Source organism: Bradyrhizobium sp. A5, assembly GCF_042076515.1.
Lineage (GTDB): Bacteria > Pseudomonadota > Alphaproteobacteria > Rhizobiales > Xanthobacteraceae > Bradyrhizobium > Bradyrhizobium cosmicum.
Genome location: NZ_CP148990.1, coordinates 4,984,384 through 5,000,169 on the forward strand (window position 1 = coordinate 4,984,384; position 15,786 = coordinate 5,000,169).

The following is a 15,786-nucleotide window of genomic DNA, read 5'->3' on the forward strand; positions in this document are numbered from 1 at the left end:
TTGGCGCCGCTCGTCGTCGGATCGACAGTTGGTTGCGGAGCTTACGCCGCGCGGACGTTGGTCAGGAACCTGCTGACCTCGGTCTTCAGCCGGGTCGAGTCGTTCGACAGCATCTGCGCCGCCGACAGCACCTGCGAGGAGGCCGTGCCGGTCTCGGTCGCGCCGCGCTGCACGTCGGTGATGTTCGACGAAACCTGCTGGGTGCCCTGGGCCGCCTGCTGCACGTTGCGGGAGATTTCCTGGGTCGCGGCGCCCTGCTCTTCCACCGCGGCCGCGATGGCCGAGGAGATTTCCGACAGGCGCTCGATGGTGGAGGAGATCTCCTTGATGGCGCCGACCGAGTCGTTGGTCGCCGCCTGGATGCCGGAGATCTGCTGGCCGATCTCGCCGGTCGCTTTCGCCGTCTGCTCGGCGAGCGCCTTCACCTCGGAAGCGACCACTGCGAAACCGCGTCCGGCTTCACCGGCGCGCGCCGCCTCGATGGTGGCGTTCAGCGCCAGCAGGTTGGTCTGGCCGGCAATGGTGTTGATCAGCTCGACGACGTCGCCGATCCGCGAAGCCGCCTTGGAGAGCTCGCTGACGCGCTCGGTGGTAGTCCGGGCCTGGCTGACGGCATCGCCCGCCATCCGCGCCGATTCCTGCACCTGACGGCTGATCTCGCCGACTGACGAGGCCATCTCCTCGGTCGCCGAGGCCACCGACTGCACGTTGGTCGAGGCTTCCTCCGAAGCGCCGGCAACCGTGGTCGCCAGCCGCTGCGAGCGGTCGGCGGTCGACGTCAGCGTCGAGGCGGAGGCCTCTAACTGGGTCGAGGCCGACGACACGGTCTGGACGATTTCGCCGATCATCGTTTCGAATTCGCGGGTGATGTTGTCGACGCGGCGGCCGCGCTCGATCTTGGCTTCGGCATCGGCCGCGGCAGCCTCGTCGGCGGCCTTCTTGGCGATCAGCGCCTCCTTGAAGACCTGGAGCACGTCGGCCATCGCGCCGATTTCGGTCTTCGCGCCGCGATGCGGGACCTCTGCGGAGAGATCGCCGCACCCCAGCGCCTGCATCGGCTCGATGATGGAGTTGATGCCGCGCGAGACGTCCTGGACGAGATAGAAGCCGACGCCGAGGCCGGCAATGACCGCGGCACCGAGGATGATCGCGACCAGCATGAAGGCGTAGTAGAAGGTATCGGCGGCATCGACGGCGGCCTGATCGCCGCCCTTGGTGTTGAGCTCGATGTCCCTGGTCAGGACCTCATCCGCCGCAAGACCGATCTTGTTGACCGTCTTGGAGTTCAGCTCCTGCGAGTCGTGCGGGACCTTTCCGACCTCCTTGCGGGACAGCGCGAACACCTCTTCGGTGCCCTTCTTGTAGTCTTCCCAGAGCTTCGACCATTCGCTGTAGAGCTTCCGCTCCTCCGCTGACGAGATCATCGCCTCGTATTTCGTACGAGTCTTGGCGAGCGCATCGATCACGGTCGCCGCAGTCTTTTCCGTCGCGAGCTTGTCCTCGAGGGTCTCGGCGAGCATGTGCTGGCGGACCACGTTGCGGTAGGTGATGACGCTGGCGCGCAGGTCGCCAATCGTGCGGACGCTGGGCATCCAGTTGGTGGAGATGTCGACGGTGCTAGCGTTGATCGTCCGCATCTTCATGACGGCGAGCAGGCCCATGCCGGTCATGGCGGCCAGCAGAAACGCCACGACACTGATGATCTTGGCGCGAATGGAGATGGTGGCGAGCATAATAATGGGTCTCTTTGCGTTGGCGCGGTGGCGCGTCCGGAAATCGTGATCAACCGAAAGCAGCGGCGCCGATATCCAACAACAAAGCGACTGAGCAGTTGTTAAGCTACGACTCCGTACGAGTACGGAACCTTAAAGAAATGAAGGAGGGACTAAAAACGCCCCGCGCTCAGCGCATGAGCCCAAGCGCATCGGCGAAAAACTCAGGGCCACCGAAGTTTCCGGACTTCAACGCGAGCAGCATGTCGCCTGCTTCCGCACCGACGGCGCGCAGCACCGGGACACCGGCGGCGATCTCGGCGCCGACCAGAAAACCGGGAATCCCGAGACGGTCGACGACCGCACCAGAGGTCTCGCCGCCAGCAACAATCAGGCGCCGGACGCCTGATTTCACTAGGTTTTCCGCAATGTCGGCCATCGCCTGCTCGATCGCGTGACCGGCCGCGTCGCGGCCGTGACGCGCCTGCAGTGCAGCGACCTGATCCGGCGTCGAGCTCGACGCGATCAGCACCGGGCCTTCAGCGAGTCGGGGCGTCGCCCAGGCCAGCGCGCGCTCCACTTCGCCCTCTTCCGTAAGAATACGGTCCGGGTCAAGACGGAGCACCGGCATGACGGATTCCGCCTTGGCAATCTGCTGCAACGTCGCCTGCGAGCAGCTTCCGGCGAGGCACGCCGCCGCACCGCCGACGGCGGTGCCCTGCTCGCTGCTTGCCGAGGCCGACCTGACCTTGCCGGTCGAGACCAGCGCGCGCGCAAGGCCGAGGCCCATGCCGGAGGCGCCGACCGACAGCCGGTGCCGGGCCGCAACGAGACCGATGGTTTCGAGGTCGCGGTCGAACACGGCGTCGATGATGGCGGCGCCGATGCCCTTGCCGGCGAGTTCAGCCAGCCGCGCCTGCACGGCTTCCGCGCCGCGGGCGACGGTCGCCAGATCGACCAGACCCACCTGAGTCTTGCTCTGGCGCGCCAGCACCCGCACCAGGTTGGAATCACGCATCGGGTTGAGCGGGTGGTCCTTCAGCGGACTCTCGTTCAGCGGCACGGCGCCGACGAAGAGATTGCCCTGATAGACGGTGCGGCCGGTCTCCGGGAAGGCAGGCGTCACCAGCACGATGGCCTCGCCGCAATCGGCGCGCAGGGCGTCCATCACCGGGCCGATGTTGCCGGCGTCGGTGGAATCGAAAGTCGAGCAGATCTTGAACAGCACATGGCCTGCGCCGCGGCCACGCAGCCACGTCTCCGCCGCGCGCGAGCGCGCTACGGCAAGCCGCGCCTCGATCGAGCGGCTCTTCAGCGACACGACGACGGCATCGACCTCGGGCAGCGCGAGATCATCCGCTGGCACGCCAATGGTCTGCACCGTGCGAAGGCCCGCGCGCGTCAGCGTGTTGGCGAGATCGGAGGCACCGGTGTAGTCGTCGGCGATGCAGCCTAATGCAAGCGTCACGGCTTCACTCCCGCATAGGGCTTGAACCAGGCGAGGCCATCGGTGGTCTTGCCGCGCGGATTGTATTCGCAGCCGACGAAGCCGGCATAGCCGAGCCGGTCGAGCTCTGCGAACAGGAACGGATAGTTCAGCTCCTCGCCATCGGGCTCGTTGCGCGAGGGAATGCTGGCGATCTGGATGTGGCCGATGATCGGCATCATCTCACGCAGGCGCATGGTGACGTCGCCATGGATGATCTGGCAGTGATAGATGTCGAACTGCAGCTTCAGGTTCGGAAGCCGTAATTCCTGAATCAGGTCGCGCGCGAAGCCGAAATCATTGAGGAAGTAGCCGGGCACGTTGCGCGCATTGATCGGCTCGAGCACGATGTCGATGCCGTGCGGCGCGAAGAACTCGGCGGCCCAGGCCACCGATTTGTAGAACGCCTCGATCGCGACGCGCTCGCCGCGGTTGGCGATGCCGGCCATCAGGTGCAGCCGCTTCACGCCGGTCGCCTTGGCATAAGGCAGTGCCGTCTCCAGGCTCGCCTTGAGGTCGGTGAACCGCGCCGGCAGCGACGCAAAACCCTTCTCGCCGGCATTCCAGTCGCCCGGCGGCAGGTTGAACAGCGCCTGCGTCAGGCCGTTGCGTTTGAGCCGCTCGCCGACCGCCTCGGCCGGATGATCATAGGGAAAGAGAAACTCGACGGCGGTGAAGCCGGCCTTCGCTGCGGCATCGAAGCGGTCGAGGAACGGCACCTCGGTGAACATCATCGAGAGATTGGCGGCAAAACGGGGCATTGTGATCCTCTTACCTACTTGTCGCCGGGCAGCTTCACGCCGGTGACCTGCGCATACATCCGCGCCACCGAGGCATCGTCGTCGCGACCCATGCCGGCGGCCGATGTCATCAGGAACATCTGGAGGGCTGCGGCGGAGACCGGCACCGGAAATCTGGCGCTGCGCGCCATGTCCTGGATGATGCCGAGGTCTTTGACGAAGATCTCGACCGCGCTGCGCGGCGTGTAGTCGCCGTCGAGCACATGCGGTATGCGGTTCTCGAACATCCAGGAATTGCCGGCGGAGGCCGTGATCACCTCGTAGACCTTGCGGATGTCGAGGCCCTGCTTGGCCGCAAACGCGATCGCCTCCGAGGCCGCTGCGATATGCACGCCAGCGAGCAACTGGTTGATCATCTTGAAGGCCGCGCCCTGCCCTGCGGCGTCGCCAAGCTCGTAGAGCTTTGCCGCCATGGCATCGAGCGCCGGCCTCGCCTTTGCAAAGGCAGCTGGGCTGCCAGACGCCAAAATCGTCAGCTCGCCCTCGGCGGCGCGCTGAGCGCCGCCGGAGATCGGCGCATCCAGGTAATGCCGGCCGGTCGCTTCCAACTGCTTGGCGAGACGCCGCGCCACATCCGGGTCCATGGTCGCGGACGACACGAAAACGCTGTCCTTCGGCAGAGTCTCGGCGACACCGTCCTTGCCGAACAGGATCGTCTCGGTCTGCGCGGCATTGACGACCACGCTGACGACGATGTCGGCGTCCTTGGCCGCTTCAGCCGGCGTCTTCGCGCCCGCACCGCCATCTTTCACGAAACGCGTCACGGCATCGGCCGAGACATCGCAGCCGGTCACGGCATGGCCGGCGCGCTTCAGCGAGGTCGCCATGCCAAAGCCCATCGAGCCGAGCCCGATGACGGCGATGCGCTGATTCTGTGAGGTGGAGGCGGCCATGCAACTAACCCTTGCGAACGTTTCCCGGACGGCCCCCTTTGCGGCGGCTCTCATCTCGAATAACACGGCTTGGCCGCGCTGCCAAAGCGTGAGACAAGCGGGCATGACGGCCATGAAAACCGAAACCAGCAACGAGACCCGGCTGCGTGAGGACATCTGCCGCTTCGGACGGTCCCTGTTCGAGCGCGGGCTGACGCCGGGCTCCTCCGGCAATATCAGTGTCAGGATGCACGATGGTGGGTGGCTGGTCACCCCGACCAACGCCTCGCTTGGTTTCCTCGACCCGGCGCGGCTGTCGCGGCTGGATGGACGGGGTCGCCTGCTCTCGGGCGACGCGCCGACCAAGGAAGTTCCGCTGCATACGGCACTCTACGATAGCCGCGAAAGCGCGCGCGCGATCGTGCATCTGCACTCCACCCATTCGGTCGCGCTCTCGATGCTGCCCGAGATCGATCCGCGCGCCGCACTGCCGCCGATGACCGCCTATTATCTGATGAAATGCGGCGCCACCGCACTCGTGCCCTATTACCGCCCCGGCGATCCCGCGGTCGCGGACGCGATCAAGGGGCTGGCCGGGAAATACTCATCCGTGCTGCTCGCCAATCACGGCCCGGTCGTCGCCGGCGACACGCTGGAGGCCGCGGTGTTCGCGACCGAGGAGCTGGAGGAGACGGCGAAGCTGTACCTGCTGCTGCGCGGGATGAACCCGCGCTATCTGTCGCCGGAGCAGGTGAAGGATCTGGTGAAGGTGTTCGGGGTGGCGCTGCCGGAGCATGGGCACGAACCACACACACCGACGTCATCCTGAGGTGCGAGTGGCGCGATGCTTTGCATCGCGCCGGGAGCCTCGAAGGATGGGCTACAGGCGCTCGCGGCCATCCTTCGAGGCGCGCGAAGGGCGCGCACCTCAGGATGACGGCTGTGCCTGTGGGGAGAGCGCTAGCGCTTAAAGCCCCAGATACGCCTTGCGCACGTCGGGATTGCCCCTGATCTCGGCCGCCGGGCCCTGCATCAGCACGCGGCCGGTCTGCAGGATGTAGGCGCGATCGGCGATCTCGAGGCACTCGGCCATGCGCTGCTCGACGATCAGCACGGTCATGCCGGCATCGCGGATGCGCTTCACCGCGAGGAAGATCTCGTCGACGAGCTTCGGCATGATGCCCTGCGAGGGCTCGTCCAGCATCAACAGCCGCGGGCGCGTCATCAATGCACGGCCGATGGCGAGCATCTGCTGCTCGCCGCCGGAGAGCGTCTCGGCGCGCTGGTCGAGACGCTCGGAGAGGCGCGGAAACAGCTCGAAGACGAGGTCGAGCGGTTCGTCGCGGTTCGCTTCGCTACGATAGAGATAGCTGCCGAGACGGAGATTGTCGCGCACCGAGAGCCGTGGAAACAGGCGGCGATTCTCCGGAACATAGGCAATGCCCGTTGCGGTGATGTGGTGTTGCGCCATGCCGTCGATGCGCTTGCCGTCGAACGTCACGGTGCCAGAACGCGGGCGCTCGGCGCCGGCGATGGATTTGAGCAGTGTCGACTTGCCTGCGCCGTTGGCGCCGGCCACGCAGACGATTTCGCCCTTCTGAACCTCGATCGAGACCGCGGAGATCGCGACCAGGCCCTGATAGGCGGTCGTGATTTCATGCACCGACAGCATGACGATCTCCCAGATATGCGCTGATCACCTTGGGATCGCGGACCACGTCGGCGGGTTTGCCCTCGACCAAGACCTTGCCGAGGTCGAGCACGATGGCGCGGTCGACCAGCGGCATCACGATCTCCATGACATGCTCGACCATCAGCACGGTAATGCCGGTATCGCGCACTTTTCGCACCAGTGCCACGCCGGTCTGCGCTTCCGTCGGCGTCAGGCCGGTGAGGACCTCGTCGAGCAGCAGCAGTTTCGGTTCGGTTGCGAGCGCACGCGCAACTTCGAGGCGGCGCTTCTCCGCCGGCACGAGGTCGCTCGCGAGCACATCGGCACGCGCGGCAAGGCCGGTGAACTCCAGAACCTCGTGCGCCTTGCGGCGGGCTTCGCGCATCACCGTGTTGCGCACGAGCGCACCGACGATGACGTTGTCGATGACCGTCATGGTCTCGAAGCTCTTGACCACCTGGAAGGTGCGACCGACGCCGCGCTGGCAGCGCTCCGCCGCCGGCAAGGCCGTGACATCCTCGCCGTCGAACCAGATCGAGCCCTGGGTCGGCGGCAGCACGCCGGCGATGAGATTGAACAGCGTCGACTTGCCGGCGCCGTTCGGGCCGATCAGACCGACGATCTCGCCGCGGCCGACCGAGATCGAGACATCGCTGTTGGCGACGAGACCACCAAACCGCTGCCAGACGCCGCGGGTTTCAAGGAGCGCGGTCATCGCGTGGCTCCCTTCGTCTTCGCCCGCGATAACAGGCTGACCAGGCCTTGCGGCAGGGCCAGCGAGATCGCCACGATCAGTGCGCCATAGACGATGAGGTCGACGCCGCGGCCGGAGCCGCCGATATAGGAGCGCGTCAGCTCCGTCATCGGGATCAGGATGACCGCGCCAAGCACGGGGCCCCAGAGGGTGCCGATACCACCGAGCACCGCCGGCAGCGCCATCAGCAGCGAGAACTGGAAGCCCATCACGCTCTCAGGATCGATATAGGCGAGAAACTGCGCATAGAACGCACCGCCGATGGCAACGAGGAAGGCGGAGACGGCGGCTGCACCCATCTTGGAGTTGAACACGACGACGCCGAGGCTCTCGGCCGCTTCCGGATTGTCCTTCACTGCACGCCACCAGAAGCCCCATTTGGAATCTTCGAGCCACCAGGTGACGAACCAGGCGAGGCTGCATAGCACCAGCGCGAAATAAAAGTACGGCAGCTTGCTGCGCATGAACTGGAATTTCAGCCAGCTATCGCCGCGCACGGGAACGGTGATTCCCATGGCAGCCCCCGCCCATTCCCAATTCTGGAACAGCAGCAGCCCGATCTCGGCGATGACGATAGTCGCGATCACGAAGTAATGGCCGCGCAGGCGGAAGAAGGGATAGCCGAGCCCCATGGCGATGATCGCCGCGATCATGCCACCGGCCAGCATCCCGAACCACGGCAGCACGCCGAATTTGGTGAACAGCAGTTCGGTGGTGTAGGCGCCGATGCCGAAATACAGCGCGTGCCCCAGCGAAATCTGACCGCAATAGCCGGAGAGGATGTTCCAGCTCTGCGACAGCGCCGCGTACATCAAGGTCAGGATCATGATGTTCTGGACGTAGACATCCTTGATGAACAGCGGCGCGAGCGCCGCGAGCCCGGCCAGCACCGCGGCGATGATGAGGTCGCGGCGGCGCCGCGCGGTAAAAGTCTTGTCCATCACATCGACCCGAACAGGCCACGCGGCCGGATGAAGACGACGAGCAGATAGACCGCGTAGATGCCGACAGATTTCAGCGAGGGCGGCAGCAACAAGGCGGTGGTCGCCTCCACGAGGCCGACGATGATGCCGCCGGCGAAGGCGCCGAACACACTGCCGAAGCCGCCGAGCGCCACCGTGACATAGGCGATCAGGGCGAAGGACGCACCGACGTCGGGATAGATATAGAAGAACACCGCCATGATCGCGCCGGCGAGGCCGACCAGCGCGGCCCCGAGGCCCCAACCGAATGCGAATACGCGGTTCTTGTCGATGCCGACCAGCGCGACCGCACCGGGATCCTCGCGAGTCGCTTCCAGCGCGCGGCCGAAGTCGGTGCGGTGGATGAAGAAATAGAGGCCGGCAAAGGCCGCGATCGAGACGGCCGCACCGATCAGTTGCGGCTCCGGCAGAAAGATGCCGGCGACCGAGATGGTCTTGCCGCCCACCCAGGACTGCGGAATGCTGCGATAGTCCGGCGTGAAGAAGAACTGCGCAAGGCCGCGCATGAGGATGGCAAGACCGAAAGTGGTGAAGATCTGCACCATGCCGGCATTTGCCTTGGCCCGCATGGCGAAGCGTACAATGAGCAGGTAGACTACCGCTCCGAACACGAACATTGCCGCGGCGACCAATGGCGCCGACAACAACGGATCGATCGCGAAGAACGCGAACAGAAAGAACGACAGGTACATCGCGATCATCAGGAACTCGCCATGGGCGAAGTTCGTGACGTCCATCAGACCGAAGATCAGCGCGAGGCCGACGGCAATCAGTCCGTAGAGCAGGCCCATGAGCAGGCCGCTCGCGAGACTCTGGATAATGGCTTGGGCTGTCAAAAGTCTGTCCCCCGAAATACGTCCTCATCCCGAGCAGCGCGCAACTAGCGCGCGTCTCCGAGGAGGGCCCAGCGCTCGTCCTTCGAGACGCGGGCTGCGCCCGCTCCTCAGGATGAGGGCGGGAGCTACGTCTGAGCTCCCGCTTCCCAGTCTTACTTCATCGGCCAGGTCGCCTCGGCGATCGCTGCCTGCGGCGGGAAGATGGTGACAAACTTGCCGCCGATATATTGCAGCAGCACCGGGTCGGCATCGTTGTTCTGCCCGGTCTCGTCGAACTTGACGCGCTTCCAGGGCATAATGGTCTTCTCGCCCGGGATGTCGGTCGCGGCCAGCGCGTCGCGGATCTTCTCACCGTCGGCCGACTTGGCGCGATTGATCGCGTCGGCGAGGATGATCAGGCCCATGAACTGGCGCGAGGTGAGGTCGTTGAAGTCCTTGCCCGAGCGCGTCTTGAACATCTCGTTGATCTTGCCGACCATCGGGCGCTTCTGCGCGAGGTCGAGCGAGAAGGTGCCGCGCGAGATCACGCCTTCGAGCTTGTCGCCGACGGCATCATATAGCGCCTTCTCGGAGAAGCCGGCATCCTGCGCCACGATCGCGTTCGGCTTGTAGCCGAGCTCGGACATGGTCTTGACCAGCAGGATGCCGTCGGTGGTGTAGCTCGAGGGCATCAGCACGTCGGCATTCGCAGTCTTGAGCTGCTGCACCTCGGCCGAGAGCGAGGGCGAGTTAGCGCGGTACTTGATGTCGGAGACGATCTTGTAGCCGCGCTCGCCGGCGATCTTAGCCTGGGCGTTGCCGGAGTCCGTGCCGAAGATGGTGTCTTCGTGGAACAGCGACAGCGTCTCGACCTTGGTGCCCTTCTTCTTCATGGCGTCGAAGAAGTCGAACATCGCGGCCGAGTACATCTCGTCATGCGGGGCGGCGCGGAAGTAATATTTGAGACCGCGGCGATGCAGGCTCGGCGAGGAGTTGTCGGCCGAGACGAACGGGATCTGGTAGCGCTCGCAGATCTGGCTGACGGTGACGGCAACCGCGCTCTGATAGGTGCCGATGATGGCGGAGACCTTCTCCTGCGTGATCAGGCGCTCGGCTTCGGCACGGCCCTTCTGCGGATCGGCCTGATGGTCGGCGAACACGAGGCGCAGCTTGGCACCGCCGAGACCCGGCAGGCCTTCGCCCTTCGCCAGCGGCAGGTCGAAATCGGTGTCCTTGTTGATGACCTCGAGCGCGGTCTCATAGGCTTTCTGCGCATCGATGCCCTGCTGGGCGCTGCCGCCGGAGAACGGGTAGATGACGCCGATCACGACTTCCGAGGTCTGGGCGCGTGCGGCGAGCGGCACCAGCGCTGCAGTGGCGGTGGCTCCTAGCAGCACGTCGCGGCGAGAGATCGTCATGGCAAAGTCCCCTGTTACTGAATTTCGACTGATCGAATGAAGCGATTGATGGATGCGGTAAAGCCCGAAGAAGCAGCAAACGCTGCCTACTAAATCACGGCCATGTTCCTGTTCTTCAGATCCGTCACCAGCATGAGGCCGGGCGAATGCGTGATCGCGAACGGGACCTTGGCGGCATTGATCACCGACTGCGGTGTGACACCACAGGCCCAGAACACCGGAATCTCGTCATCGGCGACAGGAACGGGATCGCCGTAATCGGGCTTGGCGATGTCCTTGATGCCGATCAGGTGCGGATGGCCGAGATGCACCGGCGCGCCGTGCACGGCGGGATAGCGCGAGGTGATCTGCACCGCGCGGATCGCATCGGCCGGTTTGAAGGGGCGCATCGACACCACCATCGGGCCGGCGAACGGACCGGCCTCGCCGCAGGCGATGTTGGTGCGATACATCGGCACCCGCACGTTCTGCTCGATATGGCGGATCGGCATGCCCTCGTCGAGCAGCGCCTCCTCGAACGAGAAGGAGCAGCCGAGCACGAAGGTCACGAGATCGTCGCGCCAGTATCTGGTTACGTCGGTCGGCTCCTCGACCACCTCACCGTCGCGCCAGACGCGGTAGCGCGGCACGTCGGTGCGGATGTCTAGATCCGCGCCGAGCGCGGGGATGTGCGGGCTTCCGACATCGGACATGCCGATGATCGGGCACGGCTTGGGATTGAGCTGACAGAAGCGGTGAAAGGCGCTGGCATATTCCGCGGGCAGGATCGCCAGATTGCCCTGGACGAAACCGGGAGCGACACCAGCCGTGGAGCCGACCTCGCCGCCGCGATAGGCGAGCCGCGCCTGGTGGCTCGGGAGGGTGTCGGGTGTTTCAGTTTGCTGCGCTGCCACCAAAACAGTCATTTGATCGACCTGCCTATAAACTCGACAAAGACAGCCAACACCAAGCATGCTATAAAGTCTAATCTTCCTTTCTAATCGATATCGATAAATTAAATTTATCGATCGGGGAAATCCTTCCAATGCTGGACTTCAGGTCGATCGAGACATTCCTCTGGGTTGTGAAGCTCGGGAGCTTTCGCGGCGCCGCAGCACGGCTCAACACCACCCAGCCGGCAATCTCCCAGCGCATCGCCCAGCTCGAGCGCGAGATGGGCGTCAAGCTCCTCAACCGCGACCATCGCGTCGCCTCGCCGACACCCAGCGGCCGGCAGATGATGGTCTATGCCGAAAAGCTGATCGGCCTGCGTGCCGCGATGGTGGCCGAGATCGGCGACCGTTCCGCGATGCGCGGCGTGATGCGCCTCGGCGTCGCCGAGACCATCGTGCACACGTGGCTGCCGCGCCTGGTGAAGAGCATGAACGAGGTCTATCCGAACCTGTCGCTGGAGATCGAGGTCGACATCACGCCGAACCTCACCGCCCGCCTGCTCGCGCAGGAGATCGAGCTGGCCTTCGTCGTGGGACCGCTGTCGGCCTCCGGCGTGCATAATCGCCTGCTCGCCGATTACCCGATCGGCTTCCTCGCGAGCCCTTCGCTGGGCCTCGGCAACGGCCCGGTGTCGCGCGCCGAGCTTGCGCGGTTTCCGATCATCACCTTCCCGCGCAAGACCAGACCCTACGAGGTCGTGCGCGAGGTGTTCGACCGTCCGGAACTGCCACCGATCCGCCTGCATGCGTCCGCGTCGCTCGCGACCGTCATCCACATGGCCGTCGAAGGGCTCGGCATCGCCGTGATCCCCGATGCCATCGTCGAGAACGAGCTCGCCGACGGGCGGTTGCAACTGCTCGACACCGATCTCGAAATCGCACCGCTGACATTCACCGCAAGCTGGCTCGCCTCGCCCGACGTCGTCGCGGTAGAGCGCGTCGCGGAGCTCGCACGGCAGATTGCGCAGAGCAGCCTCGCGGTTGACGAGCCCGCGCTGGCGCGTCATTGAAACAGGCGCCGGATAATCGAGAGACCGACCGCATGAGCCGAGCCGCCACCAATCTGCAAATCGATTCCGCCCGCCTCTGGGGCTCCATCCACGAGACCGCGCAATTCGGCGGGACGGCCAAGGGCGGCGTGCGACGGCTGACGCTGAGCAGCGAAGACAAGCAGGTGCGCGACTGGTTCCGCAAGGCCTGCGAGGACGCGGGTCTCGAAGTGCATGTCGATGCGCTCGGCTCGCAGTTCGGCCTGCGCAAGGGCCGCGACATGTCGAAGCCGCCCGTCGGCATCGGCTCGCATCTCGACACGCAGCCAACCGGCGGCAAGTATGACGGCATCCTGGGAACGCTCGGCGCACTGGAGGTGATCCGCACGCTGAACGACGCCGGTATCGAGACCGACGCGCCGATCTGCATCGTCAACTGGACCAACGAGGAAGGCTCGCGCTTTGCTCCGGCCATGATGGCCTCCGCGGCTTACGTCGGCGATTTCACCACCGATGACATCCTCTCGCGCAAGGACGTCGAGGGCACGACCGTCGGCCAGGCGCTCGACAGCATCGGTTATCGCGGCGACAAGCCGGTCGGTTTCCAGAAGCTCGGATGTTTCGTCGAGCTGCACATCGAGCAAGGCCCGATCCTCGAGGCCGAAGGCAAGACCATCGGCGTGGTCGATTCCGGCCAGGGCGTGCTGTGGTACGACGGTAAGATTTCCGGCTTCGAGAGCCATGCGGGCTCGACACCGATGCCGCTGCGGCGCGACGCGCTGGCAACGCTGTCGGAGATCGTGCTGGCGATGGAGGCCATTGCGAGGAAGCACGGGCCGAACGCGGTCGGCACCATCGGCGAGGCCGTGATCGCAAATCCCTCGCGCAACGTCATTCCCGGCGAGATCGCCTTCACCATGGATTGCCGCAGCGCCGATGGCGCGATCATGGATGCGCTGGATCGCGATCTTCGTGCGGCAATCGCCGAGATCGCCGCGCGCCGCAAGGTCGAGGTCAAGATCGATCTGGTCTGGCGCAAGCCGCCGACCCATTTCGATCCCAAGCTGATCGCGGCGGTCGAGAACGCTGCGAAGACGCTCGGTTATTCCTCCCGTCGCATCACCTCCGGCGCCGGTCACGACGCCTGCAACCTCAACACGATCATGCCGGCAGCGATGGTGTTCGTGCCCTGCAAGGACGGCATCAGCCACAACGAGCTGGAGGACGCCACGCAGCCCGACTGTGCCGCGGGCACCAACGTCCTCATGCACACCGTGCTGGCGATCGCCGGCGTGGCATCCTGACCGGAGAGAGCCATGCAGGGAGTTTTCGTCGACGCCAACGAAGCCCTCGCCGTGATCATGGAGCGGCTGGAGAAGCCTGGCGATCCCAAGGTGCGGATTCACCGGGATCCCGATATCAAGCCCGAGCAATATCCTGAAATCCTCGGCGGCGCGGAGATCGCGATCGTCGATCACACCGCGCTGCCGACCGAGGTCGCGAAGACATGCACGGGCCTCAAGCACGTCGTGTTCCTCGGCACCGGCGCGCGCAGCTACATGAATCCGGAGGAGCTCGCCGAGCTCGGCATCTCCGTGCATCTGATCAAAGGCTATGGCGACACGGCGGTCGCGGAATCCGCCATCGCGCTGATGTGGGCCTCGGCCCGCGTCATCGCGATGATGGACCGCGAGATGCGCGCCGGCAACTGGCTGCGCGAGGACGGCATGCAACTCACCGGCAAGACGCTCGGCCTGATCGGCTTCGGCGGCATCGCGGCTGAAGTTGCGCGCATCGCGTCCGGCAGCGGCATGAAGGTGATCGCCTGGAACCGTTCGCCGAAGAGCCATCCGGGCGTCACGTTCACCGATCTCGATACGGTACTTGCGACAAGCGACGTCGTGTCGCTGCATCTGCTGCTCAACGACGAGACGCGCGGCATGATCACGCGCGAGAAGATTTTTGCGATGAAACCGGGCGTCATCCTCATCAACACGGCGCGTGCCGCAGTGGTCGACGAGCAGGCGATGATCGAAGCGCTGAAGTCCGGCCACATCCGCCATGCCGGCCTCGACGTCTTCAACATCGAGCCCCTGCCCGGCGATCACCCGCTGACGAAGCTGCCGAACGTGACGCTGTCGGCCCATTCCGCCTTCCGCACGCCGGAAGCCAGCGAGAACCTGATTGAAGCGGCATGGATCCACTGCCGCAGGATCGTGAAAGGATAAGAGCAACAACAATGGCCGACTATCGCACCATCAAGGCTGAGCCGCTCACCAACGCCATCCGCGCCATCGTAAAGGCGGGTGGGTCCTCGGACCGCGAAGCCGAACTCGTCTCCACCAATCTGGTGGAAGCGAACCTCAAGGGCCACGACTCGCACGGCGTCGGCATGATTCCGCGCTATGTCCAGAGCGTCGTCAACGGCGGCCTCGCCGTGAACGCGCACGTCAAGACCGTGCTCGACACCGGTCCGCTTCTCACCCTCGACGGCCTCACCGGCTACGGCCAGGTGATCGGCCATGAGGCGATGGAGCTCGCGGCCGAGCGCGCCAAGCAGAACGGCGTGTGCCTGGTCGGCCTCTCCAACTCGCACCACATCGGTCGCATCGGCCACTGGGCCGAGCAGTGCATCGACCACGGGCTGGTCTCGATCCACTTCGTCAACGTGATCTCGCGCCCGATCGTGGCGCCCTGGGGCGGCAGCGATGCCCGCCACGGCACCAACCCGTTCTGCGTCGGCATCCCGCGCAAGGGCAAGGAGCCGATCGTGCTCGACTTCGCCACCAGCAGGATCGCGCAGGGCAAGACCCGCGTCGCCCACAACAAGGGCGTCGAACTCGAGCCCGGCACCATCATCGACAATGAAGGCAAACCCACCGTCAACCCGCGCTACACCGTGATCCCGCCGCACGGCGCCATCCTGCCGTTCGGCGAGCACAAGGGTTCGGGGCTCGCGCTGGTGTGCGAAATCCTCGGCGGTGCGCTCTCCGGCGGGCAGGCGGTCAAGGGCCCGTCCGACGGCAAGCACAACGTACTCAACGGCATGCTCTCGATCGTCATCGACCCGGGCAAGCTCGGCACCGCCGAAAACCTCGCGCGCGAGGTCGAGGGCTTCGTCGCCTGGCACACCGGCTCGCCGCCCGCCGCCGGCGTCGACAAGGTCAAGATCGCCGGCGAGCCCGAGCGCGAGACCAAGAAGAAGCGGCTCGCCGAAGGCATTCCGGTCGATCCGACCACCTGGCAGGAAATTCTGGAGGCCGGGAAGAAGTTCGGGCTGGAGCAGGCGACGATCGAGAAGATCGCGGGGTAGGCCGCCACTCTCTGCGTCGCCCCGGCGTAAGGCCGGGACG

At 65.1% G+C, this 15,786-nt stretch carries 15 protein-coding genes; 5 read left to right on the forward strand and 10 right to left on the reverse strand.

Annotation, left to right across the window (positions count from 1 at the left end):
• Nucleotides 1-41 precede the first annotated feature (41 nt).
• The 4 genes from WHZ77_RS23775 to ltnD form a co-directional block, all read right to left on the reverse strand.
• On the reverse strand, nucleotides 42-1,733 hold the full coding sequence (locus WHZ77_RS23775; protein ID WP_375310172.1) for a methyl-accepting chemotaxis protein: 1,692 nt from the start codon (nucleotides 1,731-1,733) through the stop codon (nucleotides 42-44).
• 169 nt (nucleotides 1,734-1,902) lie between these two features.
• Entirely contained in the window at nucleotides 1,903-3,180 is a 1,278-nt protein-coding gene (gene otnK / locus WHZ77_RS23780) for a 3-oxo-tetronate kinase (RefSeq protein WP_375310173.1), read from the reverse strand.
• Nucleotides 3,177-3,959, reverse strand: a complete 783-nt coding sequence (otnI, locus tag WHZ77_RS23785; protein WP_375310174.1) for a 2-oxo-tetronate isomerase — start codon at nucleotides 3,957-3,959, stop codon at nucleotides 3,177-3,179. The genes otnK and otnI overlap by 4 nt, the downstream gene beginning before the upstream one ends.
• A gap of 14 nt (nucleotides 3,960-3,973) precedes the next feature.
• A complete protein-coding gene (gene ltnD, locus WHZ77_RS23790; protein WP_375310175.1) occupies nucleotides 3,974-4,891 on the reverse strand; it encodes an L-threonate dehydrogenase in 918 nt (305 codons plus the stop codon).
• A 103-nt stretch (nucleotides 4,892-4,994) separates the two neighbouring features.
• Between ltnD and WHZ77_RS23795 the strand changes: the two genes are divergently transcribed.
• The gene (locus tag WHZ77_RS23795; protein WP_375310176.1) at nucleotides 4,995-5,699 is read left to right on the forward strand and encodes an aldolase; all 705 of its coding nucleotides are present in this window, start codon (nucleotides 4,995-4,997) and stop codon (nucleotides 5,697-5,699) included.
• A 138-nt stretch (nucleotides 5,700-5,837) separates the two neighbouring features.
• Here the strand turns inward: WHZ77_RS23795 and WHZ77_RS23800 are convergent, their stop codons facing one another.
• The 6 genes from WHZ77_RS23800 to WHZ77_RS23825 form a co-directional block, all read right to left on the reverse strand.
• Nucleotides 5,838-6,542, reverse strand: coding sequence for an ABC transporter ATP-binding protein (locus WHZ77_RS23800; RefSeq protein WP_375310177.1), 705 nt, complete (start codon nucleotides 6,540-6,542; stop codon nucleotides 5,838-5,840).
• Nucleotides 6,526-7,257: an ABC transporter ATP-binding protein gene (locus WHZ77_RS23805; protein WP_375310178.1), complete on the reverse strand. Its 732-nt coding sequence runs from the start codon at nucleotides 7,255-7,257 to the stop codon at nucleotides 6,526-6,528. The genes WHZ77_RS23800 and WHZ77_RS23805 overlap by 17 nt, the downstream gene beginning before the upstream one ends.
• Entirely contained in the window at nucleotides 7,254-8,237 is a 984-nt protein-coding gene (locus tag WHZ77_RS23810) for a branched-chain amino acid ABC transporter permease (RefSeq protein WP_375310179.1), read from the reverse strand. Before WHZ77_RS23810 ends, WHZ77_RS23805 begins: the two co-directional genes overlap by 4 nt.
• Nucleotides 8,237-9,070 carry a branched-chain amino acid ABC transporter permease gene (locus WHZ77_RS23815; RefSeq protein ID WP_375314800.1) on the reverse strand — a complete coding sequence of 278 codons (834 nt, stop codon included), beginning with the start codon at nucleotides 9,068-9,070 and terminating at the stop codon, nucleotides 8,237-8,239. Before WHZ77_RS23815 ends, WHZ77_RS23810 begins: the two co-directional genes overlap by 1 nt.
• A gap of 197 nt (nucleotides 9,071-9,267) precedes the next feature.
• Nucleotides 9,268-10,512 (reverse strand): ABC transporter substrate-binding protein, encoded by a 1,245-nt coding sequence (locus tag WHZ77_RS23820; protein WP_375310180.1) that lies wholly within the window; start codon nucleotides 10,510-10,512, stop codon nucleotides 9,268-9,270.
• A gap of 89 nt (nucleotides 10,513-10,601) precedes the next feature.
• Complete coding sequence (locus tag WHZ77_RS23825; RefSeq protein WP_375310181.1) at nucleotides 10,602-11,417, reverse strand: putative hydro-lyase; 816 nt, start codon at nucleotides 11,415-11,417, stop codon at nucleotides 10,602-10,604.
• A gap of 119 nt (nucleotides 11,418-11,536) precedes the next feature.
• Between WHZ77_RS23825 and WHZ77_RS23830 the strand changes: the two genes are divergently transcribed.
• Genes WHZ77_RS23830 through WHZ77_RS23845 form a run of 4 tightly spaced genes read left to right on the forward strand, consistent with a single transcriptional unit; the run spans nucleotide 11,537 to nucleotide 15,746 of the window.
• Nucleotides 11,537-12,454 carry a LysR family transcriptional regulator gene (locus WHZ77_RS23830; protein ID WP_375310182.1) on the forward strand — a complete coding sequence of 306 codons (918 nt, stop codon included), beginning with the start codon at nucleotides 11,537-11,539 and terminating at the stop codon, nucleotides 12,452-12,454.
• A 32-nt stretch (nucleotides 12,455-12,486) separates the two neighbouring features.
• On the forward strand, nucleotides 12,487-13,737 hold the full coding sequence (locus WHZ77_RS23835) for a Zn-dependent hydrolase (RefSeq protein ID WP_375310183.1): 1,251 nt from the start codon (nucleotides 12,487-12,489) through the stop codon (nucleotides 13,735-13,737).
• Nucleotides 13,738-13,749: 12 nt separating this feature from the next.
• On the forward strand, nucleotides 13,750-14,661 hold the full coding sequence (locus tag WHZ77_RS23840; RefSeq protein WP_375310184.1) for an NAD(P)-dependent oxidoreductase: 912 nt from the start codon (nucleotides 13,750-13,752) through the stop codon (nucleotides 14,659-14,661).
• A gap of 11 nt (nucleotides 14,662-14,672) precedes the next feature.
• Complete coding sequence (locus WHZ77_RS23845) at nucleotides 14,673-15,746, forward strand: malate/lactate/ureidoglycolate dehydrogenase (protein WP_375310185.1); 1,074 nt, start codon at nucleotides 14,673-14,675, stop codon at nucleotides 15,744-15,746.
• Nucleotides 15,747-15,786 lie beyond the last annotated feature (40 nt).